This is a genomic window from Pseudomonas sp. GW823-FHT03E05, assembly GCF_058796855.1.
Genome location: NZ_JBXAJB010000008.1, coordinates 196059 through 218192 on the forward strand (window position 1 = coordinate 196059; position 22134 = coordinate 218192).

At 59.6% G+C, this 22134-nt stretch carries 17 protein-coding genes; 5 read left to right on the forward strand and 12 right to left on the reverse strand.

Annotation, left to right across the window (positions count from 1 at the left end; all coding sequences use genetic code 11):
• Positions 1-496: 496 nt before the first annotated feature.
• From ihfB to mtnA, 10 genes are all read right to left on the reverse strand, one after another.
• Entirely contained in the window at positions 497-784 is a 288-nt protein-coding gene (gene ihfB / locus AC1RCO_RS27745; protein ID WP_073698965.1) for an integration host factor subunit beta, read from the reverse strand.
• Between the two features lie 140 nt (positions 785-924).
• A complete protein-coding gene (locus AC1RCO_RS27750; RefSeq protein WP_065365456.1) occupies positions 925-1206 on the reverse strand; it encodes a hypothetical protein in 282 nt (93 codons plus the stop codon).
• 200 nt (positions 1207-1406) lie between these two features.
• Positions 1407-3101, reverse strand: coding sequence for a 30S ribosomal protein S1 (gene rpsA, locus AC1RCO_RS27755; protein ID WP_007931318.1), 1695 nt, complete (start codon positions 3099-3101; stop codon positions 1407-1409).
• Positions 3102-3222: 121 nt separating this feature from the next.
• The gene (gene cmk / locus AC1RCO_RS27760) at positions 3223-3912 is read right to left on the reverse strand and encodes a (d)CMP kinase (RefSeq protein WP_011062580.1); all 690 of its coding nucleotides are present in this window, start codon (positions 3910-3912) and stop codon (positions 3223-3225) included.
• Positions 3909-6116, reverse strand: a complete 2208-nt coding sequence (locus AC1RCO_RS27765) for a bifunctional prephenate dehydrogenase/3-phosphoshikimate 1-carboxyvinyltransferase (protein WP_077934602.1) — start codon at positions 6114-6116, stop codon at positions 3909-3911. The genes cmk and AC1RCO_RS27765 overlap by 4 nt, the downstream gene beginning before the upstream one ends.
• Before the next feature lie 28 nt (positions 6117-6144).
• Positions 6145-7257: a histidinol-phosphate transaminase gene (gene hisC / locus AC1RCO_RS27770; RefSeq protein WP_011062582.1), complete on the reverse strand. Its 1113-nt coding sequence runs from the start codon at positions 7255-7257 to the stop codon at positions 6145-6147.
• A 10-nt stretch (positions 7258-7267) separates the two neighbouring features.
• Positions 7268-8362: a prephenate dehydratase gene (gene pheA / locus AC1RCO_RS27775; protein WP_401334533.1), complete on the reverse strand. Its 1095-nt coding sequence runs from the start codon at positions 8360-8362 to the stop codon at positions 7268-7270.
• Positions 8362-9447 (reverse strand): 3-phosphoserine/phosphohydroxythreonine transaminase, encoded by a 1086-nt coding sequence (gene serC, locus AC1RCO_RS27780; RefSeq protein ID WP_026019999.1) that lies wholly within the window; start codon positions 9445-9447, stop codon positions 8362-8364. The genes pheA and serC overlap by 1 nt, the downstream gene beginning before the upstream one ends.
• 64 nt (positions 9448-9511) lie before the next feature.
• Entirely contained in the window at positions 9512-12181 is a 2670-nt protein-coding gene (gyrA, locus tag AC1RCO_RS27785; protein ID WP_011062585.1) for a DNA gyrase subunit A, read from the reverse strand.
• 354 nt (positions 12182-12535) lie between these two features.
• A complete protein-coding gene (gene mtnA, locus AC1RCO_RS27790; protein WP_207239752.1) occupies positions 12536-13612 on the reverse strand; it encodes an S-methyl-5-thioribose-1-phosphate isomerase in 1077 nt (358 codons plus the stop codon).
• A gap of 109 nt (positions 13613-13721) precedes the next feature.
• Between mtnA and AC1RCO_RS27795 the strand changes: the two genes are divergently transcribed.
• From AC1RCO_RS27795 to AC1RCO_RS27815, 5 genes are all read left to right on the forward strand, one after another.
• A complete protein-coding gene (locus AC1RCO_RS27795; RefSeq protein WP_207239751.1) occupies positions 13722-15053 on the forward strand; it encodes a TRZ/ATZ family hydrolase in 1332 nt (443 codons plus the stop codon).
• 62 nt (positions 15054-15115) lie between these two features.
• Positions 15116-15814, forward strand: a complete 699-nt coding sequence (ubiG, locus tag AC1RCO_RS27800; protein WP_011062588.1) for a bifunctional 2-polyprenyl-6-hydroxyphenol methylase/3-demethylubiquinol 3-O-methyltransferase UbiG — start codon at positions 15116-15118, stop codon at positions 15812-15814.
• A gap of 3 nt (positions 15815-15817) precedes the next feature.
• Positions 15818-16489 (forward strand): N-acetylmuramic acid 6-phosphate phosphatase MupP, encoded by a 672-nt coding sequence (gene mupP, locus AC1RCO_RS27805; protein ID WP_123431301.1) that lies wholly within the window; start codon positions 15818-15820, stop codon positions 16487-16489.
• Between the two features lie 56 nt (positions 16490-16545).
• Positions 16546-17286, forward strand: coding sequence for a YciK family oxidoreductase (locus AC1RCO_RS27810; RefSeq protein WP_015636577.1), 741 nt, complete (start codon positions 16546-16548; stop codon positions 17284-17286).
• Between the two features lie 369 nt (positions 17287-17655).
• The gene (locus tag AC1RCO_RS27815) at positions 17656-18582 is read left to right on the forward strand and encodes a GGDEF domain-containing protein (protein WP_011062590.1); all 927 of its coding nucleotides are present in this window, start codon (positions 17656-17658) and stop codon (positions 18580-18582) included.
• A 96-nt stretch (positions 18583-18678) separates the two neighbouring features.
• On the opposite strand, the gene AC1RCO_RS27820 is transcribed toward AC1RCO_RS27815, so the two are convergent.
• Both AC1RCO_RS27820 and AC1RCO_RS27825 read right to left on the reverse strand, forming a co-directional pair.
• Positions 18679-19431 carry an iron-containing redox enzyme family protein gene (locus tag AC1RCO_RS27820; RefSeq protein ID WP_186355228.1) on the reverse strand — a complete coding sequence of 251 codons (753 nt, stop codon included), beginning with the start codon at positions 19429-19431 and terminating at the stop codon, positions 18679-18681.
• Between the two features lie 77 nt (positions 19432-19508).
• Positions 19509-21968 carry an EAL domain-containing protein gene (locus AC1RCO_RS27825; protein WP_011062592.1) on the reverse strand — a complete coding sequence of 820 codons (2460 nt, stop codon included), beginning with the start codon at positions 21966-21968 and terminating at the stop codon, positions 19509-19511.
• Positions 21969-22134 lie beyond the last annotated feature (166 nt).

Genomic DNA, 22134 nt, shown 5'->3' on the forward strand with positions numbered 1-22134 from the left:
ATAAATGTAGAGTAAATTTTAGCGATCGTTTCACGCATAGTACCTTCATCTTTCAGAAAGCTATAACCGATAATCGAAACGCCCCTAACCCCCTGGTAGGCACAATAAAATCCGAGCTTCGTAAGCTGGCTTGATAATAAAATCGAAAACAGCAAAAATAAAGGTCACAACTAATATACTGAATAAAAACAGCAACCGTTCAAACCATAAATTCCTTAGCAAGGTGAAGAGCTTTATTCGAATAGGGGAGGAAACCTCAGAATGATCTGTTTCTATAGCCATTTAAAGACTCCGAGCAGCACATTGATAATAACTAGCCATTCCCGGAACAAAATTCACTTCTGGATATATAGAATATAAAAACACTCCCCCTTAACCAACATTCAAGTAGAGACGACTTTCATATTTATCTTAGACTTTCAAAAAATATATCTACAACCTCAAAAAACAAAAATCAAAATGAGCAACATATAACTTTAAGTGCAGATTTCATTATTTAACTTTCTTCTTCATTGACACGATCTCTCAACTCTTTACCCGGTTTGAAATGAGGCACAAACTTGCCATCCAGACTGACTGATTGACCAGTTTTTGGATTTCTGCCTACGCGAGGAGCACGATAGTGAAGAGAGAAACTACCAAATCCTCGAATCTCAATTCGATCACCGGTAGCCAGACACTGTGACATCTGTTCAAGCATGGTCTTTATCGCCAACTCGACATCCTTGGATGAGAGCAGCCCTTGATGGGTGACAATTCGTTCGATCAACTCCGACTTCGTCATATTTTTCCCTTCTTTTTCAAGCAGCTAGGTCAGTGCTTCAAAGGTTTTAGCATGCTCTGAGGGTTTTGAACAGCCCATCTGCCACGCCGATACAAACTCCTTTCTTGCAGAAGATGCAGTTACAAAAATGCAAAGCGGCCCTATCGACACATGACCAACATCGTTCGAGTCAGATAACCCGCCGGATTCCAACCGAAAGGATAATCTCCCTCCTCATCCTTGGCGTCGATAGATTTGCTAATGACCTTGTAGCCATTGGCCTTACACTCACGTGCAGCACGCTTGTAGCATTTGCCCCAATCCGACCCCAGCCCCGAACAATCGATCTCTATGCCACTGACCCCGCGCACCGCGTGGGTCTTTACATTGGTCGTACACCCAGCCAAAAGAAGAATCAAAACCACGACACCCAACCTGCTCATGCCCTTCCTTAAGGCAGCTTATGCTGCTTGAATAATGCACCATTGAGTAAGCCTAGACTCAAATACACAGCCGACCCACCTAAGAAAGAGACAACTCATTGCACAGATTGGTTTCCCCCAAACACTCTTGCTCTGACCCTCTCGAATTTCAGGCATAAAAAAGGGCGACCGAAGTCGCCCTTTTTATGGTCTGACAGAACTTAGTTCTGCTTTTCCATTTGTGCACGCAGCAGGTCACCCAGAGTGGTAGGACCAGCAGCGATATCCGAAGCAGCTGGCTTGTCGCGCAGGCTCTGGATAGCTTCTTTCTCGTCTTCAACGTCTTTCGACTTGATCGAGAGCTGGATTACACGGCTCTTACGGTCAACGCTGATGATCTTGGCTTCAACTTCTTCGCCTTCTTTCAGAACGTTACGCGCATCTTCGATGCGGTCACGGCTGATTTCGGAGGCTTTCAGAGTAGCTTCGATATCGTTAGCCAGGGTGATGATGGCGCCTTTGGCGTCAACTTCTTTTACAACACCCTTAACGATTGCGCCTTTGTCGTTCTCTTGGACGTACTCGGAGAACGGATCGCTTTCCAGTTGCTTGATACCCAGGGAGATACGCTCGCGCTCTGGGTCAACCGACAGGATAACGGTGTCCAGCTCGTCGCCCTTCTTGAAACGGCGTACGGCTTCTTCGCCCACTTCGTTCCAGGAGATGTCGGACAGGTGAACCAGACCGTCGATGCCGCCGTCCAGACCAATGAAGATACCGAAATCGGTGATCGACTTGATGGTGCCGGAGATCTTATCGCCCTTGTTGAACTGGCCAGAGAAGTCTTCCCATGGGTTGGACTTGCACTGCTTGATGCCGAGGGAGATACGACGACGCTCTTCGTCGATGTCCAGAACCATAACTTCCACTTCGTCGCCGACTTGTACGACTTTCGAAGGGTGGATGTTCTTGTTGGTCCAGTCCATTTCCGAAACGTGTACCAGGCCTTCCACGCCTTCTTCCAGCTCAGCGAAGCAGCCGTAGTCGGTCAGGTTGGTTACACGAGCGGTAACGCGAGTGCTTTCTGGGTAACGAGCCTTGATAGCAACCCATGGATCTTCGCCCAGTTGCTTCAGGCCCAGGGAAACACGATTGCGCTCGCGATCGTACTTCAGAACCTTGACATCGATCTCGTCGCCAACGTTGACGATTTCGGAAGGATGCTTGATACGCTTCCAAGCCATGTCGGTGATGTGCAGCAGGCCATCGACGCCACCCAGATCGACGAATGCGCCGTAATCGGTGAGGTTCTTGACGATACCTTTGACTTGCTGACCTTCCTGCAGGGATTCCAGCAGAGCCTCACGCTCAGCGGAGTTCTCGGCTTCGAGGACGCTGCGGCGGGAAACGACAACGTTGTTGCGCTTCTGGTCGAGTTTGATGACTTTAAACTCGAGCTCTTTGCCTTCCAGGTGCGTGGTGTCGCGCACTGGACGGACGTCAACCAGAGAACCTGGCAGGAACGCACGGATGCCGTTAACGTCGACAGTGAAGCCGCCTTTAACCTTACCGTTGATAACGCCCTTGACCACTTCTTCGGCTGCGAAGGCTGCTTCCAGAACGATCCAGCATTCAGCGCGCTTGGCTTTTTCACGGGAGAGCTTGGTTTCACCAAAGCCGTCTTCAACCGAATCCAGAGCAACGTGAACTTCATCACCAACATTGATGGACAGTTCGCCAGCATCGTTGTAGAACTGCTCAAGCGGGATCAGCGCTTCAGACTTCAGACCAGCGTGAACGGTTACCCAACGCGCTTGGTAGTCGATGTCGACGATAACACCGGTGATGATGGAGCCTGCCTGAAGGTTCAGGGTTTTTAGGCTTTCTTCAAAGAGTTCCGCAAAGCTTTCGCTCATTTTAATTCCTGTTGATAAGGGCGAAGAATCCGCCCATCTGCCACATCCCAGACGATGTGGGTTACGTTCATATAAAAGAACGATCGCAGGACTATGACTGGTCCCCTGCAATCCTTCTTGTTCACCCGGCGATATCGCGAATGGCGATTTCACTCAAGATGCGTTGCAACACCTGATCGATGGACAACTCCGTAGAATCCAGCTGTATAGCGTCAGCCGCCGGCTTGAGCGGGGCCACCGCTCGCTGGGTATCGCGCTCATCACGCGCACGGATCTCATCTAGCAGACTCGACAGACTAACACCATCGACCTTTCCCTTCAACTGCAAGTAACGGCGACGAGCACGCTCCTCGGCACTGGCAGTCAGGAAAATCTTCAACGGAGCGTCGGGAAACACCACGGTTCCCATGTCGCGGCCATCGGCAACCAACCCCGGCGGCTCCTGAAAGGCACGCTGACGCTGCAGCAGGGCGTCTCGCACAGCAGGCAACGCCGCAACCTGAGAAGCCCAGGCCCCGACCTGCTCGTTGCGCAGGTCATCCGTCACGTCATCACCCTCAAGAATGATACGCTGCGGATGGTTCTCGGTAGCCCCGAGAAACTGCACATCCAGGTGAGCCGCCAACAATTTCAGCGACTCTTCATTGGTCAGGTCGACGCCATGATTGCGCGCAGCGAACGCCAGCAGCCGGTACAGCGCTCCGGAGTCCAGCAGACACCAGCCCAGATGCTTGGCCAGCTTCCCGGCAATGGTGCCCTTACCCGAACCACTCGGCCCATCGATGGTGATCACCGGCGCCTTGATATTCACGACTGAGCCTCTTGCGCGACACGGATCCCCACTTGCGCGCACAGCGCAAGGAAGTTCGGGAACGAGGTCGCGACGTTGGCGCAGTCATGAATGCGGATCGGCGCATTGGCGCGCAGCGAGGCGACACTGAAAGCCATGGCGATACGGTGGTCACCATGCCCATGAACCTCCCCGCCGCCGATCTGGCCACCCTCAATGATGATGCCGTCCGGGGTCGGTTCGCACTTGACCCCCAGGGTCAGCAGGCCATCAGCCATCACCTGGATACGGTCAGACTCCTTGACCCGCAGCTCTTCAGCGCCACGCAGCACCGTGCGTCCTTCGGCGCAAGCGGCCGCGACGAACAACACAGGGAACTCATCGATTGCCAGCGGTACCAACTCTTCGGGAATCTCGATCCCCTTGAGCTTGGCGGCGCGCACATGCAGATCGGCAACCGGCTCGCCACCCACTTCGCGCTGGTTTTCCAGGCGAATGTCAGCGCCCATCAACCGCAGGATATCGATCACACCTGTACGGGTCGGGTTGATCCCCACGTGCTCCAGCACCAGTTCGGAACCTTCGGCAATGGATGCAGCCACCAGGAAGAACGCTGCGGAAGAAATGTCCGCAGGCACCTCAATATGGGTTGCCTTGAGCTTGCCGCCGGATTCGACCGAGGCCGTGGCGCCGTCGACACTCACCGAGTAGCCGAAGCCACGCAGCATGCGCTCGGTATGGTCACGGGTCGGAGCCGGCTCGGTGACCGTTGTTTTTCCTTCGGCATATAAACCTGCCAACAACAGGCAGGATTTAACCTGCGCACTGGCCATCGGCAAGGTGTAGGTCAGCCCCTTGAGCTTGTGACCGCCACGAATCACCATCGGCGGGCGACCCTCGGCAGCCGTCTCAATGACCGCGCCCATTTCCCGCAGCGGGTTCGCCACACGATTCATCGGACGCTTGGACAGGGACGGATCGCCAGTCAACGTGCTGTCGAAGCTTTGTGCAGCCAGCAAGCCCGACAGCAGGCGCATCGAGGTACCGGAGTTCCCCAGGTAGATCGGCCCTGGAGCCGGCTTCAAGCCGTGCAAGCCAACACCATGAATGGTCACACGACCATGATGCGGCCCTTCGATGACCACGCCCATGTCGCGGAAAGCCTGCAAGGTCGCCAGAGCATCTTCGCCCTCGAGGAAACCTTCCACTTCAGTGGTGCCCTCAGCCAGCGAGCCAAGCATGATCGAGCGGTGAGAAATCGACTTGTCGCCCGGTACACGAATCCGCCCAGACAGGCGGCCACCAGGATTTGCCAGGAAAATCAGATCGTTGGAGTTCATAGCGTCCACATAGGCCCGGCGGGCCAGGATTTTACCGAAATGCTCGCGGGCAACCCGGGCGCGAGTGAATACGCCCAACAATTGATGCCCGTCCCCTGCATCGACCGCATCACGCAGAGCGTCGAGGTCGTTGCGAAATGTATCGAGTGTGCGCAGTACCGCCTCGCGATTGGCAAGGAAGATGTCGTGCCACATGACCGGGTCGCTGCCGGCGATTCTCGTGAAATCGCGGAACCCGCCCGCAGCGTAACGGAAGATATCGAGATTTTCACTGCGCTTGGCCAGAGAATCGACCAGACCGAACGCCAGCAGGTGCGGCAAATGGCTGGTCGCCGCCAGGACTTCATCGTGACGCTCGACCTGCATGTGCTCGACATCCGCCCCCAGCTCACGCCAAAGCCTGTCGACCAGGTCCAGCGCCGCGGTATCAGTCTGCTCCAGAGGCGTCAGGATCACCTTGTGTCGACGAAACAGCTGCGCGTTGGAGGCTTCCACACCACTCTGCTCGGAGCCCGCAATGGGGTGCCCCGGGACAAAACGTGCAGGCATGCCGCCGAAAGCTTCTTGTGCAGCGCGCACCACATTGCCTTTGGCGCTGCCGACGTCGGTCAGCACCGCCTGGCCCAGATCCATGCCGGCAAGCAGAGCCAGCAGCTTTTCCATGGCCAGGATCGGCACCGCCAGTTGAATCACATCGGCGCCCTGGCAAGCCAGGACCAGATCTTCTTCACAGCGATCCACCACCCCCAGTTCGACCGCCAACTGGCGGGACTGCGGATCCAGATCGACACCGACTACCTCACGACACAGGCCACTTTCACGCAAACCCTTGGCAAAGGAACCGCCAATCAACCCCAGGCCGATCACCACCAGGCGACCGATCATAGGCACAGCAGATTGCATTGGAATGACATCAAGCACGGGCCAGAACCTTGGCCAAGGCCTCAAGGAAACGAGTATTTTCCGCCGGCAGGCCGATGGTGATGCGCAAATGATTTGGCATGCCGTAGTTGGCCACCGGACGCACGATCACCCCCTCGCGCAACAACTCCTGGAAGATCGGAGCAGCCTCACGCCCCAGGTCCACGGCAATGAAATTGCCCTTGGAAGGAATCCATCTCAGGCCCAGATCACGGAACCCCGCCTCCAACTGCTGCATGCCGGCCTCGTTCAGACGACGACTCTCGGCCAGGTAGTCCACATCCTCAAGTGCGGCGCAAGCCGCAGCCAAGGCCAGGCTGTTGACATTGAAAGGCTGGCGCACACGGTTCAGCACATCCGCCACCACCGGGGTCGACAGCCCATAACCGACCCGCAGGGCTGCCAGGCCATAAGCCTTGGAGAAGGTTCGCGAAACCAGCAGGTTCGGGTAGGCCGCCAGGAAGTCCAGGCCATCCGGCAGGTCACTGCCTTCGGCGTACTCGATATAGGCCTCGTCCAGCACCACCAGCACGTGGGCCGGTACATCCTGCAAAAACTCGTCCAGCTCCTCGGCACCGAACCAGGTACCGGTCGGGTTGTTCGGGTTGGCGATGAACACCACGCGGGTCCGATCATCGATCGCCTTGAGCATGGCTGGCAGGTCATGCCCCCAGTTCTTGGCCGGAACCACGCGAGCCTGGGCTCCGACAGCCTGGGTAACGATGGGGTAGACGGCAAATGCGTGCTCGCTGAACACCGCATTCAAGCCAGGCGCCAGGTAGGCACGAGCCACCAGCTCCAGAATGTCGTTGGAACCGTTGCCCAGGGTCACCTGGTCGATTTCCACACCGCAGCGCTCGGCCAGCAGGGACTTGAGGGCAAAACCGTTGCCATCCGGATAACGGGTCAGCTCGGCAAGCTCGTCACGAATCGCCGCCAGGGCCTTGGGGCTGGCGCCCAGCGGGTTTTCATTGCTCGCCAGCTTGACGATGGTGGCCGGATCGATGTCCAGCTCACGGGCCAGTTCGTCCACGGGCTTGCCCGGAACGTAAGGCGAAAGTTGTTGCACGCCTGGTTGTGCCAGTGCGAGGAAGTCGCCACTCATTGTTAAAGCCTCAGAGAACCGCTTTCGGGTAGGAACCCAGCACCTTGAGTGCTACTGCTTCCTGACTGATCTTTTCCAGCACACCCTTGACCAACGGATCACGGTGGTGGCCGACGAAGTCGATGAAGAACACATAGGTCCATTTGCCACTGCGCGAAGGTCGGGTCTCGATTCGCGTCAGGTCGATGCCATTGTCGTGGAATGGCACCAACAGCTCGTGCAAGGCACCGGGCTTGTTGCTCATGGACACGATGATCGAGGTCTTGTCGTCGCCGGTCGGCGGCACTTCCTGATTACCGATCATCAAAAAGCGCGTGGAGTTGTCCGGACGATCCTCGATTTTCTCTGCCAGGCGCGTCAGGCCATACAGGCCTGCCGCCATGTCGCCGGCGATCGCCGCCGAATTCCACTCGCCCTTGACCCGCTTGGCCGCCTCGGCGTTGCTGGACACCGCCACGCGCTCGACATTCGGGTAATGGGCGTCCAGCCACTTGCGGCACTGGGCCAGGGACTGGGCATGGGAATAAATGCGACTGATGCTGTCGGTCTTGGTGTTCTCACCCACCAGCAGATGATGGTGAATGCGCAGTTCGACTTCACCGCAGATCACCATGTCGTGCTCGAGGAAGCTGTCGAGAGTGTGGTTCACCGCACCCTCGGTGGAGTTTTCCACCGGCACCACGCCGAAGTTCACGGCGCCGGCCGCCACTTCACGGAACACCTCATCGATCGCTGCCATCGGCTTGCTGATCACCGCATGACCGAAGTGCTTCATGGCCGCGGCTTGGGTGAAGGTACCTTCAGGACCGAGGTAGGCCACTTTCAATGGCTGCTCCAGGGCCAGGCACGAAGACATGATTTCGCGGAACAAACGCGCCATCTCTTCATTGCCCAGCGGCCCCTGGTTACGCTCCATCACCCGCTTGAGCACCTGGGCTTCACGCTCGGGACGATAGAACACCGGCACTTCGCCCTCGGAGAGGGAGCCCATCTTGACCCGCGCCACTTCCTGGGCACAGCGCGCGCGCTCACTGATCAGCTCCAGGACCTTCTCGTCCAGGGCGTCAATACGCAGGCGCAGAGCCTTGAGTTCTTGCTCAGACATCAGCCGTGTTCCTTCTCGAACTCCGCCATGTAGGCCACCAGCGCATTGACTGCGTTGATGTCCACGGCGTTGTAGATGGAAGCGCGCATGCCACCCACCGAGCGGTGGCCCTTGAGGTTCAACAGGCCGCGAGCCTCGGCGCCCACCAGGAACGGTTTGTCCAGGCGATCGTCGGCCAGACGGAACGGCACGTTCATCCAGGAGCGGTCGGTCTTGTTGATCGGGTTGCTGTACAGGCCGCTGGCGTCGATGAAATCGTACAGGGTGCGCTGCTTGGCCTCATTGAGCTTGGCGATGGCTTCAACCCCGCCCTGCTCCTTGAGCCATTCGAACACCAGGCCGGACAGATACCAGGCCAGGGTCGGCGGCGTGTTGTACATCGAGCCGTTGTCCGCCGCGACCTTGTAGTCGAGCATGGTCGGGCACAGCGAACGGGCACGCCCCAGCAGGTCTTCGCGAATGATGTTCACCAGGATGCCGCTGGGGCCGATATTCTTCTGCGCGCCAGCGTAGATCATGCCGAAACGGGAGATATCCACAGGGCGCGAGAGGATGTCGGACGACATGTCGGCCACCAGGGGAACGTCGCCGGTTTCCGGGATCCAGTTGAATTCCAGGCCGCCAATGGTTTCGTTCGGCGCGTAGTGCACGTAGGCCGCATCTGGCGACAGCTGCCATTCGTTCTGGCCGGGAATTGCGAAATAGTCGTAAGGCTTGGCAGTGGCCGCCACATTCACCTGCCCGTAGCGGGAGGCTTCTTCAATGGCTTTCTGCGACCAGATACCGGTGTCGACATAGTCGGCCTTGCCACCCTCGGGCAGCAGGTTCAGTGGGATCTGGGCAAATTGCTGGCTGGCGCCGCCTTGCAGAAACAGCACTTTATAGTTCGAGGGGATATTCAGCAGATCACGCAGATCCTGCTCGGCCTTGGTGGCAATGGAAACGAACTCATCGCTGCGATGGCTCATTTCCATGACCGACAGGCCCTTGCCATGCCAATCCAGCAATTCGGCCTGGGCACGCAACAGGACAGCTTCAGGTAGCGCAGCGGGACCTGCGCAGAAGTTATAGGCTCGTTTGCTCACATCCACTCTCGCTATGCATTCACGGTAGCGGACAGAGCAAACACTCTGCCCTGCTACGATTTATTTAGTCTTGCGACTCTTCTTCGCCTGCGGCGTCTGCCTGTTGGCCTTCGGCTGCCTCATCGGTATCGGCAACCGCATCCAGCACGGCTCCCTCGAATTCAGCACCCTCTTCACCTTCGAACTCTTCGCCCTCGATTTCCGATGGCTCCTGCACCCGCTCCAGGCCCACCAGGGTTTCATCGCTGGCCAGCTTGATCAGGGTCACGCCTTGAGTGTTACGGCCCAGGCTCGACACTTCGTCGACACGGGTACGCACCAGGGTGCCCTGATCGGAAATCAGCATGATCTCCTCACCATCCAGCACCTGCACCGCGCCAACCAGGCGACCGTTACGCTCGTTGCTGACCATGGCGATAACGCCCTGGCCGCCACGCTTGTACTCGGGGAACTCGCCAATGGCGGTACGCTTGCCGAAACCACGCTCGGAGGCGGTGAGGATCTGGCTGCCTTCTTCCGGAATCAGCATGGAAATCAGCTTCTGGCCTTCCGCCAGGCGCATGCCGCGCACACCGCGAGCGGTACGGCCCATGGCGCGCACGTCGGACTCCTTGAAGCGAGTGACCTTGCCTCCGTCGGAGAACAGCATGACTTCACGCTCGCCATCGGTGATGGCGGCACTGATCAGCACGTCGCCTTCGTCCAGCTCCAGGGCGATCAGGCCCACGCTGCGCTGGCGGCTGAAGGACTCCAGCGGGGTCTTCTTCACGGTGCCGTTGGCGGTCGCCATGAAGATGTAGTGACCTTCGGTGTACTCCTCTACCGGCAGCATGGTGGTGATGTATTCACCCTCATCCAGCGGTAGCAGGTTGACCAGCGGACGACCGCGTGCCGCACGGGATGCTTCAGGAATTTCATAAGTCTTCAGCCAGTACACCTTGCCCTTGCTGGAGAACAGCAGCAGCGTGGTGTGGCTGTTGGCAACCAGCAGGTGAGCGATGTAGTCCTCATCCTTGACGCCTGTGGCCGACTTGCCTTTACCGCCACGACGCTGGGCCTGGTAGGCAGCCAGCGGCTGGGTCTTGGCGTAGCCGCCGTGGGAAATGGTCACCACACGCTCTTCTTCCGGGATCATGTCACCCAGGGTCAGGTCGAGGCGGGCATCAAGAATCTCGGTGCGGCGCACGTCGCCGTATTCGGCGCGGATCACTTCCAGCTCTTCGCGGATCACTTCCATCAGGCGCGTGGCGCTATTGAGGATGCGGATCAGCTCGCCGATCTGGTTGAGGATCTCCTGGTACTCGGCCAGCAGCTTTTCGTGCTCCAGGCCAGTCAGGCGGTGCAGGCGCAACTCCAGAATGGCTTGTGCCTGTTCCGGGGACAGGAAGTACTTGCCGTCGCGCAGACCGTATTGCGGATCAAGGTTTTCCGGACGGCAGGAATCCGCACCGGCACGCTCGACCATGGTCATGACCGCGCTGGACTCCCAAGGGGTGCTGATCAGCGCTTCCTTGGCTTCCGACGGCGTCGGCGAGGCCTTGATCAGGGCGATCACCGGATCGATGTTGGACAGGGCAACGGCCTGGCCTTCAAGGATGTGGCCACGCTCACGAGCCTTGCGCAGCTCGAACACGGTACGCCGGGTAACGACTTCACGACGGTGACGAACGAAGGCTTCCAGCAGATCCTTGAGATTGAGGATCCGCGGACGGCCGTCGATCAGCGCCACGATGTTGATGCCGAACACTGCTTGCAGCTGGGTCTGGGCGTAGAGGTTATTGAGGATTACCTCAGGCACTTCGCCACGACGCAGCTCGATCACGACGCGCATACCGTCCTTGTCGGACTCATCGCGCAGTTCAGTGATGCCTTCGAGTTTCTTCTCTTTCACCAGCTCGGCGATCTTCTCGATCAACCGCGCCTTGTTCAGTTGGTAAGGCAGCTCGGTGATGACGATCTGCTGGCGGCCGCCAACCTTGTCAATGTCTTCGATGATCGAGCGGGCACGCATATAAATGCGGCCACGGCCGGTGCGATAGGCCTCGATGATGCCTTCGCGACCGTTGATGATCGCCGCGGTCGGGAAATCCGGGCCGGGGATGTACTGCATCAGCTCGTCGACAGTCAGCTCGGGATTGTCGATCAGCGCCAGGCAACCATCGATGACTTCACCGAGGTTGTGCGGCGGAATGTTGGTCGCCATGCCCACGGCGATACCGCTGGAACCGTTGACCAGCAGGTTGGGGATCTTGGTCGGCATGACCGCCGGGATCATCTCGGTGCCGTCGTAGTTCGGCACCCAGTCCACGGTTTCCTTGTGCAGGTCGGCCAGCAGCTCGTGCGCCAGCTTGGTCATGCGAACTTCGGTGTATCGCATGGCCGCCGCGTTGTCGCCGTCGACCGAACCGAAGTTACCCTGGCCGTCTACCAGCAGGTAGCGCAGGGAGAATGGCTGGGCCATACGAACGATGGTGTCGTACACCGCGGTATCACCGTGCGGGTGATACTTACCGATCACGTCACCGACAACACGGGCAGATTTCTTGTACGGCTTGTTCCAGTCGTTACCGAGCTCGCTCATCGCGTACAGCACACGCCGGTGCACGGGCTTCAAGCCATCGCGCGCATCAGGCAGTGCCCGCCCGACGATTACGCTCATCGCGTAGTCGAGGTAGGACTGTTTCAGCTCGTCTTCGATATTGACCGGGAGGATTTCTTTGGCCAGTTCGCCCATGAGAAGCCTGATTCCTTTTTCTGGTGAAACTTCGTCACATCCATATGGGACGAACGAAGCTCGCCGCTGCAGGCCTAGTGCCATGCACCGACTTACGACAAATCAACAAGTTATGCCATGGATTTGCGCAGTGAAGGCAGCCGCGTCGGACCACCTTGGAAACCGCCGGATGTTATCACAATCGCCGCCACGCACCTATCCCCCTGACGCGCATGGAGCATAGTTAGTTGACCGGTGACAGCCTGATAAGAGACGAGAGGGGCTCAGAGGCCAAATTCGCACATAATTAAGCGCTTTTTACTGAGCTGACAGCTTTCCCGGGAAGCTGGCACCAACGACTTGCCCGGGCACTCGTCAGTGCAAGCGCTTGCGGCACATCAATTGCGCCATCTTGGCCGTGTCCGGCCGCTCGACAACGCCCTTCTCGGTGACGATGGCATCGATCAGGTCCGCTGGCGTGACATCGAACAGCGGATTGAAGCCTTCTACCCCCTCCCCCATGCGCTTGCCCGCGATCTCCAGCAACTCCTCGCCCGCCCGCTCTGCCAAGGGAATGTCATCACCGCTGGCAAGGCTCATGTCGATGCTCGAACTGGGCGCCACCACCATGAAGCGAACACCGTGGTGCATGGCATTGACCGCCAGCTGGTAAGTGCCAATCTGGTTCGCTACATCGCCATTGGCAGTGATGCGGTCCGCCCCCACCACGACCCAGGTCACGCCCTTGGTCTTCATGATGTGCGCGGCGGCTGCATCGACATTTACCGTTACCGGAATGCCTTCGCTGGCCAGCTCCCAGGCCGTCAGGCGCGAACCCTGCAACCAGGGCCGGGTTTCATCGGCGTAGACCCGCTCCACCATACCTTCCAGCCAGGCCGCGCGAATCACCCCCAAGGCCGTGCCGAAGCCACCGGTGGCCAGGGCGCCGGTATTGCTGTGAGTCAACAGGGCCTGGGGGTTGCCCTGATGCCGCCGGATCAGGTCCACACCCAGCTGAGCCATGGTCAGGTTGGCTTCGCGATCGCTCTCATGAATGGCCAGGGCTTCAGCTTCCAGCGCTGCCAACGGATCAGCATGTTCCCTGACCCGCTCCAGGCGCTCGCGCATGCGATTGAGCGCCCAGGACAGATTCACCGCCGCAGGAGCGGCATCCGCCAGCAAGGTGAAATCCTCTTCCAGCGCCGCAAACCAGTCGCCACCTGCGACAAATCGTCCACGTGCTGCCAGAACCAGGCCGTAGGCAGCACTGATGCCAATGGCCGGCGCCCCACAGACCACCATCGAGCGAATCGCCTCGGCCACTCCAGCGGCGCTGTCATAGGCAATCCAGGATTCCTCGAAAGGCAAGGCCCGCTGATCGAGCAGGTACAGAATGCTATCCCGCCATTCAATGGCCCTGACTTTCTCCGCAGCCAACAGACGATCGCGCATCCCTCACCCCGCACTCATGAACAAAAGCCGCCGATTATAGCGATCCCCCTGCCAGGACGCTCGGGTATACTTCGCCATCCTTTTATATAAAGCCCTGGACCGATACTCGATGCCGAACCGCGACATTGCGCTCGACCTGCTGCTGCTCCCGACCTGGCTGGTGCCGGTCGAGCCGGCCGGCGTCGTCCTCAGGGAACACGGCCTGGGCATCCGCGACGGGCACATCGTGTTCATCGGCCCACGCGCCGAGGCCTTGAAGTATCGCGCCACGGAAATCCGCGAACTGCCCGACACGCTGCTCACCCCGGGCCTGATCAACGCCCACGGGCACGCCGCCATGACCCTGTTTCGCGGCCTGGCCGATGACCTGCCGCTGATGACCTGGCTGGAAAAGCACATCTGGCCCGCCGAAGCCAAGTGGGTGGATGAAGCCTTCGTCCGCGACGGCACCGACCTGGCCATCGCCGAGCAGGTCAAGGGTGGGATCACCTGTTTCTCGGACATGTACTTCTTCCCGAAGGTTGCCAGTGAGCGGGTGCACAACAGCGGCATGCGAGCACAGGTCGCCATCCCCATTCTCGACTTCCCGATTCCCGGTGCCCACGATGCCGACGAAGCCATCCGCCAGGGCGTAGAGCTGTTCGGCGATCTCAAGCATCATCCGCGGATCAACATCACCTTCGGCCCTCATGCACCCTACACCGTTGGCGACGAGAACCTGGAAAAAATCCGGATCATTGCCGAAGAACTCGACGCTGCGATCCACATGCATGTGCATGAGACCGCCCACGAGGTGCAGCAATCCGTGGAACAGCACGGTGAGCGACCGCTGGCGCGCCTGGCTCGCCTGGGCCTGCTGGGACCACGCTTCCAGGCCGTTCATATGACCCAAATCAGCGATGACGACCTGGCTTTACTGGTAGAAACCAACACCAGCGTCATTCACTGCCCGGAATCCAACCTGAAACTGGCCAGCGGCTTCTGCCCTGTAGAACGTCTGTGGCAAGCCGGAGTCAACGTGGCGGTAGGCACCGATGGCGCCGCCAGCAACAACGACCTGGACCTGCTGGGGGAAACCCGGACCGCCGCGCTGCTGGCCAAGGCCGTGGCCGGGTCGGCTACCGCCCTGGATGCCCATCGCGCACTGCGCATGGCTACCCTCAACGGCGCCAGGGCCATGGGCCTGGAAAGCCAAGTGGGTTCCCTGGAAATCGGCAAGGCCGCAGACCTGACAGCCTTCGACCTGTCCGGCCTGGCGCAGCAGCCGATCTACGACCCGGTGTCGCAACTGATCTACGCCACCGGCCGAGACTGCGTGAAACATGTATGGGTCGCCGGCAAGCAACTGCTGGATGACCGACGCCTGACCCGCCTGGACGAGCATCAGCTGGGCGCTACCGCCCGCGACTGGGCCCGGCGCATCAGCGGCCACCACCCATAACCCGGGCCTTGAGCACAGGCTCGAGGCCCGACAGAGAATTTTCTAGCTTTGGAGCACTACCCATGAGCAACGTCGACCACGCTGAAATCGCCAAATTCGAAGCCCTGGCCCATCGCTGGTGGGACCGTGAAAGCGAGTTCAAGCCCCTGCACGACATCAACCCCCTGCGGGTAAACTGGATCGACGAACGGGTCGGCCTGGCGGGCAAGAAAGTCCTCGACGTCGGTTGCGGCGGCGGCATCCTCAGCGAAGCCATGGCCCAGCGCGGCGCTACCGTGACCGGCATCGACATGGGCGAGGCCCCGCTGGCCGTGGCGCAATTGCACCAGCTGGAATCCGGCGTCAACGTCGAGTACCGGCAGATCACTGCCGAGGCCCTGGCCGAGGAAATGCCCGAGCAGTTCGACGTGGTCACCTGCCTGGAAATGCTCGAGCACGTGCCGGACCCTTCGTCGGTGATTCGCGCCTGCTTCCGCATGGTCAAGCCCGGTGGCCAGGTGTTCTTCTCCACCATCAACCGCAACCCCAAGGCCTACCTGTTCGCCATCATCGGCGCTGAATACATCATGAAGCTGCTGCCGCGCGGCACCCACGACTTCAAGAAGTTCATCCGCCCATCCGAGCTCGGTGCCTGGAGCCGCTCTGCCGGCCTGACCGTCAAGGACATCATCGGCCTGACCTACAACCCGCTGACCAAGCACTACAAGCTGGCCCCGGACGTGGACGTCAACTACATGATCCAGACCCTGCGAGAGGAGTAAGACATGGCTATCAGAGCCGTTCTCTTCGACATGGATGGCACCCTGCTCGATACCGCTCCGGACTTCATCGCGGTGTGCCAGGGCATGCGCCGTGATCGCGGCCTGCCACCCATCGCCGACCAGCACATTCGCGACGAGATCTCCGGCGGCGCCCGCGCCATGGTGGCGGTGACCTTCTCCATGGACCCCGAATCCCCGGGCTTCGAGGAACTGCGCCTGGAGTTTCTCGAGCGCTACCTCAAGCATTGCGCCGTGCACAGCAAGCTCTTCGACGGCATGGCCGAGCTGCTGGCAGATATCGAAAAGGCCCACCTGGTCTGGGGCGTGGTCACCAACAAGCCGCTGCGCTTCGCCGAGCCGATCATGCAGCAACTGGGGCTGGCCGAGCGCTCGGCACTGCTGATCTGCCCTGACCACGTGAAGAACAGCAAGCCCGACCCCGAACCGCTGATCCTGGCGTGCAAGATGCTCGACCTGGCCCCGTCCAGCGTGCTGTTTGTCGGCGACGATCTGCGCGATATCGAATCCGGCCGCGATGCGGGCACCAGGACCGCTGCGGTGACCTATGGCTATATCCATCCGGACGACAACCCACGGCACTGGGGCGCCGACGTGGTGGTCAGTCACCCGCTGGAACTGCGCCAGGTTCTGGACAACGCGCTGTGCGGCTGCTGAGCAGCGGCATGCCCGGCTAAGCGCCGGGGACGATCCAATTTCTGTTGAGGCCTTTTATGTTTGATTATTCCGCTCGCCCAGAACTGCTCAAGGACCGGGTCATTCTGGTCACTGGCGCCGGTCGTGGCATCGGCGCCGCCGCCGCCAAGACCTTTGCCGCTCATGGCGCCACCGTGCTGCTGCTGGGCAAGACCGAAGCCAACCTGACCGAGGTCTACGACGCCATCGAGGCGGCCGGCCATCCGCAGCCGGCGGTAATCCCGTTCAACCTGGAAACCGCCCTGCCGCACCAGTACGACGAACTGGCGGCCATGATCGAAACCGAGTTCGGCCACCTCGACGGCCTGTTGCACAACGCCTCGATCATCGGCCCGCGCACGCCTCTGGAGCAGCTCTCCGGGGAGAATTTCATGCGTGTGATGCAGGTCAACGTCAACGCCATGTTCATGCTTACCAGCACCCTGCTGCCCCTGCTCAAGCTGTCCCAGGATGCCTCGGTGGTCTTCACCTCCAGCAGCGTTGGCCGCAAGGGCCGGGCTTACTGGGGCGCCTACGGCGTGTCGAAATTCGCCACCGAAGGCTTGATGCAGACCCTGGCCGACGAGCTGGACACCGTGGCCCCGGTGCGGGCCAACAGCATCAACCCAGGCGCCACCCGCACCAGCATGCGGGCCCAGGCCTACCCGGGAGAAAACCCCAGCAACAATCCGACCCCGGAAGAAATCATGCCGGTCTATCTGTACCTGATGGGGCCGGACAGCACCGGGATCAACGGTCAAGCCTTCGACGCGCAGTAATACCCCTCCCGTTCGTCGCGACGGAATACCGTCGCGACGCCTCGGCAATGCCTACCCCGCGTAGGTTTCAAGCCAAACAAATGTCATTTTTGACGACAGCCTTTTTACGCCGAAACCCAAGCTGCTGAATCCAAACAAGTTTTCCCAATATGAACCGAATGGCACGAGTTTCGCTCTAACGACACTCAATACACAGTGCATTGACGCTGTGGAAAACGGCTTGCGCTGAGGGCTTTATAGCCACAGGCGAGACGGCCTAAAATATGCGCGTTGTCCTACGGGACTGATGGAACAGTATGACGCGCAGCTCTGAGCCGCTCTCACCCAGGCAGTTAGACCGTACACAGTGCTCAGGGGGCTCAAGCTCAGATGAAAACACCGACCCAGACCAACGCAATTGACTTCGATAGCGCCAAATTGCAACGCCTGGGCTTTGGCCAGCAGTCGCCACTGATCAAGCAGCCCATCAGCCTCGCTCAGTTGCGCCAGCAACTGGGCCTGCAGCTGCAGACCAGCCTTGAACCGCAACGCATCCTGGGCCTGTTCTTTCGTGAGGTTCAGCGCCTGGTCCCCCTGGATGCCCTGCAGTACCAGCACACTCCCAGCGACCTGCGCCTGGAGTTCGGCCAGCGCGGCCATCACTCCATCAGCTACAGCCTGAGCCACGAAGGCGAACCGATGGGCGAGCTGGTCTTTCGCCGCAACCAGCGCTTCAGCGAATCAGAACAGGGCTCCCTGGAATCGCTGCTCTCGACCCTGCTGTACCCGATGCGCAATGCCCTGCTGTATCGCGCCGCCACTCGCAGCGCCCTGCGGGATCCGCTGACCGATACCGGCAATCGCATCGCCATGGACCAGACCCTGCAACGGGAAATCGAAATGGCCCGTCGTCACCTGCTTCCACTGTCGCTGCTGATGCTGGACATCGATCACTTCAAGCGCATCAACGACAACCACGGCCACAGCGCCGGCGATCAAGTGCTCAAGGCCGTTGCCGCGGCAATCAAGGGGCAATTGCGCAATGTCGACATGGTGTTTCGCTTTGGCGGGGAAGAGTTCTTGATCCTGCTGTCCAACACCGGGCGCGAAGCCGCGGCGATGGTGGGCGAGCGTCTGCGCCATGCCGCCCAGGCCCAGGACTACCGAGCCGATGGTCAGCCGATCGAACTTACCGTAAGCCTGGGGTGTTCGACTCTGCTACCGGGAGAATCCGCAGAAAGCCTGTTGCGACGCGCCGACAGCGCGCTGTACGTGGCCAAGCGCGAAGGGCGCAACCGCCTGGCAATGGCGGGCTGAGCACAAGGTAGCGCCCTGCCCCGTTGATGCACGGGCAACTTCATCACCCCACACGTCCAGCGTGCGCGGCAATCGAAGCGCCCGACATTCCCTGACTCAGCCTTCGGCCAGTGCCAGGCGCTCGCGGGTCACCGCAGTCTTTTCCTGCTGCATGCAGCGTTCCAGGAACAGGTACATATAGTCATAGCTCTTGCAGATGGCCTGACGCAGCTCGGCCTGCAGGGCCTTGGTCGGGTTCAGCCCTGCCAGGGTGACGATGATTTCCAGCGCTTCCCAGGGATGGGCGTCGTCGTACTGGGCATGCATCTTCAGCCACTTCATGGCACGTTTGCGATCCTCTTCCGGGAACGCCGCGGCATAGATGCCGTTGGAACACACCAGCGCCGACCACTCGCCCGTGGCCCCTTCAATGGCGTAGTTGGTGGCGGCAATGGCCACGATCAGGGAATCGGCAGAACTGGTATGCCAGCACCAATGGCTCAAGGCATGCAGCTCTGGCGGTACTTGCTGGGCCTGCAGGTCTTCCAGGGTCACGCCATGGGCCCGGCTCCAGTGCACCCAGTAATCGGCATGATTGAGCTCGACCCGGATATTGCGCATCAGCCAGCGACGCGCCATGTCTTCGCCGGGATGGCGGGCAAAACGGGTCTTGGTCAGGTTTTGCGCCATGTACAGGGCGAACTGTTCAACCACCGGCCAGCCGCCAATCAGATACTGACGCATGACTTTGGCACTGAGTTTGTTATCGCGCATGCGCTGGTACAGTTCATGCTCCACGACGCGGCGCTTGCTCTCGCTGCAGTCCTGGATCAATTGCTGGGTCCAGGCGGGGTAACTGGCAGCTTCCATGAGCGGGCCGGTTCGGCTGAATGTGTCGATCACTGTCGGGCTCCTTTTGATTGTGATGTACGGATCCAAAAGAGGTTTCAACGGAACGTACCGGGCGCCTTGAACAACAGTGGCTGTGGTCTCACGGGTCGACACTGCAGGCTGTCACAGGTGAACAATTGCGGGCGTTCAATAATGTAGCCTTGAGCATAATCCACGCCGATCTCAAGCAATGCCTGCTCGATCTGCGGTGTTTCAACAAACTCGGCAATCGTGCGCTTACCCATGACATGCCCGATGTGGTTGATCACTTCGACCATGGCGCGGTTAATCGGGTCGTCCAGCATATCCTTTACGAAACTTCCATCGATCTTGAGGAAGTCTACAGGCAAATGTTTGAGATAAGCGAACGACGACATTCCCGCACAAAAGTCATCCAGGGAAAAATGGCAGCCTAAGCCCTTGAGTTCATTTATGAAACGAATGGCACTGCCCAAATTGGCAATCGCACTGGTTTCAGTAATTTCAAAACAGATCAACTTTGGCGGTACGCCATAGACGACAAACTGCTCGCGCAAGAAGTCGAGAAACGCATCATCACCGATGGTGATACCCGACAGGTTGATGGCGCACATTGCCATTGGCCCTTCACGGCCTTCGGCAATGCATTGGGCAATGATCTTGAATACGTTCTGTACCACCCAACGGTCCAGAGAGGTCATCAGGCCGTAGCGCTCCGCCGCCGGAATGAAGCTGTCCGGCAGAATCATCCGGCCCGCCTCGTCATGCAGGCGCAACAGAATCTCCACATGCCCGCCGCCACGCTCGACATGCCCCAGGGCGGTGATCTCCTGCGAATAGAGGCAGAAGCGGTTTTCCTCCAGCGCCATGTGCAGACGCTGGACCCAGGCCATCTCGCCAAAGCGCAGCGACAGCTCGGAATCGTCGGCATGGTAGACCTGCACACGGTTACGCCCCTTTTCCTTGGCCATGTAGCAGGCCATGTCCGCCGCTCTCAGCGAGGCTTCGAGGGTGGTCGGGGTCTGGGCGATGTGCACCAGGCCGATACTCACGGTGGTCACGAAGGGCCGGCCTTTCCAGACGAAATGCAGATTCTGCACGGTCTGGCGCAGCCCCTCGGCAATCTTCTCCGCGGCCTCTGGCGAGCAATTCTCCAGGAGGATGCCGAACTCGTCCCCACCCAGCCGTGCCAGGGTGTCGCCTTCGCGCAGGCCCGACTGCAGGAGCGCGCAGATATGCCGCAGCAGCTCGTCCCCGGCAGCATGGCCACAGGTGTCATTGACCAGCTTGAACTGATCCAGATCGAGGAACATCAGCGCATGCCGTGCCGGCTGGCGAATCAGGCTGTGCAGGGCCTGCTCCAGGCGGAACTCGAACTCCCGGCGATTGGCCAGGCCGGTCAGGGCGTCATGGGTCGCCTGCCAGGAGAGGTTGGCGATGTATTGCCGCTCCTGGGTCATGTCGTGCAGCACCAGCACCGTGCCGCTGACCTTGCCGGCATTGCGGATCGGCGCCCCCACCAGGGTCACCGAGACCGTGCTGCCATCCAGACGCTGGATCAGTTTGGAATGCTCGCTGCCGCCGCTGAGCTGACCGCTGAGGATGTGTTCGATGAGGGTGAAACCGTCAGCCTGGGCATTTTCATCCAGCAGGTTGAACAAGGCTGCCAGGGGCAACCCCACTGCCTGCTCGGCCTTCCAGCGAGTCAGGTCCTCTGCCGCAGGGTTCATGTAGGCGATGGCACCTTCGACGTCGGTGGTGATCACCCCGTCGCCGATGGACTGCAGGGTGATCTGCGCCCGCTCCTTTTCCAGTTGCAGGGCGTCGGCAAAGGCATGGCGCTGGGCCAGCAGCTTGTGCGTGCGCAGCAGGGCCAGGGCAATCAGCACCAGCGCGGTTGCCAGGTTGGTCACCAGCAACAGCCGCAAGATCACCCGCGAACCCTCGCCCAAGGCATCGCTGAAGGCCTTGGCAGCGGGAGTGACGCCGTCATTGATGGCGAAAATCTGACTCTTCCAGCGCTGCACGTCGCCTTCGCTGGCGCTATTGCTGCCGATCCTCTGGTGCATCTCCCGGGCCACGGTGTCCAGTTGCAACAGGTATCCGTCCCCCACGGTCCACAGATCGATGGCCTTTTCCAGGTAGCTGAAATGACGGAAGTTGAGGTACAGCCAGATCAGGCTGGAGACATCGTCCGGGTGATTGCCGCCCTTGAGGATGCCCAGGCGTGCGGCCTCCAGATCCGGTGGCTGGTGATCCAGGGCAACCCGCAACTCATGCCCGCCCTGGGGCACGGCAATTGCGTTCTGGTACTTGAGGAAAGTGCCTTCGTCGCGGCTGTCGGCATACAGATTGAGGTAGTAGATGGCGTCTTTCTGGCCCTTGGACCACAGGCTTTCACCAGCCACATAGCCCCGTACCGCCGACAGTACGTACAGGCTGAGGCCGCCCAACAGCGCTTGAAATAACACCACGGCGATGAAGGGCCAGACGATGCCCAACAAGCGCGGCGTTGCGAAAGTCCGCTTTTGCTTCATGAGGGTCCTTGCTTGCGCACAGCCAAATGAACACCCAGTAGTTGCGCCTCAGACAGCACAGGTTAGGCCAATTTCCACAGAACCGGCGCAGGGCAGGCTGCCGCTGACGCAGACTGGCCGGGGAAACGGGCCGCCGCACTAAAGCTGAAACGGTTGTTCCACCAGG

What these genes read in the sequence shown, in the direction of transcription:
- ihfB (WP_073698965.1), bottom strand. Translation starts at nt 784, where the DNA reads ATGACGAAGTCGGAGTTGATCGAACGAATTGTCACCCATCAAGGGCTG.
- AC1RCO_RS27750 (WP_065365456.1), bottom strand. Translation starts at nt 1,206, where the DNA reads ATGAGCAGGTTGGGTGTCGTGGTTTTGATTCTTCTTTTGGCTGGGTGT.
- rpsA (WP_007931318.1), bottom strand. Translation starts at nt 3,101, where the DNA reads ATGAGCGAAAGCTTTGCGGAACTCTTTGAAGAAAGCCTAAAAACCCTG.
- AC1RCO_RS27765 (WP_077934602.1), bottom strand. Translation starts at nt 6,116, where the DNA reads ATGATCGGTCGCCTGGTGGTGATCGGCCTGGGGTTGATTGGCGGTTCC.
- hisC (WP_011062582.1), bottom strand. Translation starts at nt 7,257, where the DNA reads ATGAGTGGCGACTTCCTCGCACTGGCACAACCAGGCGTGCAACAACTT.
- pheA (WP_401334533.1), bottom strand. Translation starts at nt 8,362, where the DNA reads ATGTCTGAGCAAGAACTCAAGGCTCTGCGCCTGCGTATTGACGCCCTG.
- gyrA (WP_011062585.1), bottom strand. Translation starts at nt 12,181, where the DNA reads ATGGGCGAACTGGCCAAAGAAATCCTCCCGGTCAATATCGAAGACGAG.
- mtnA (WP_207239752.1), bottom strand. Translation starts at nt 13,612, where the DNA reads ATGCGCGATCGTCTGTTGGCTGCGGAGAAAGTCAGGGCCATTGAATGG.
- AC1RCO_RS27795 (WP_207239751.1), top strand. Translation starts at nt 13,722, where the DNA reads ATGCCGAACCGCGACATTGCGCTCGACCTGCTGCTGCTCCCGACCTGG.
- ubiG (WP_011062588.1), top strand. Translation starts at nt 15,116, where the DNA reads ATGAGCAACGTCGACCACGCTGAAATCGCCAAATTCGAAGCCCTGGCC.
- mupP (WP_123431301.1), top strand. Translation starts at nt 15,818, where the DNA reads ATGGCTATCAGAGCCGTTCTCTTCGACATGGATGGCACCCTGCTCGAT.
- AC1RCO_RS27810 (WP_015636577.1), top strand. Translation starts at nt 16,546, where the DNA reads ATGTTTGATTATTCCGCTCGCCCAGAACTGCTCAAGGACCGGGTCATT.
- AC1RCO_RS27815 (WP_011062590.1), top strand. Translation starts at nt 17,656, where the DNA reads ATGAAAACACCGACCCAGACCAACGCAATTGACTTCGATAGCGCCAAA.
- AC1RCO_RS27820 (WP_186355228.1), bottom strand. Translation starts at nt 19,431, where the DNA reads ATGGAAGCTGCCAGTTACCCCGCCTGGACCCAGCAATTGATCCAGGAC.
- AC1RCO_RS27825 (WP_011062592.1), bottom strand. Translation starts at nt 21,968, where the DNA reads ATGAAGCAAAAGCGGACTTTCGCAACGCCGCGCTTGTTGGGCATCGTC.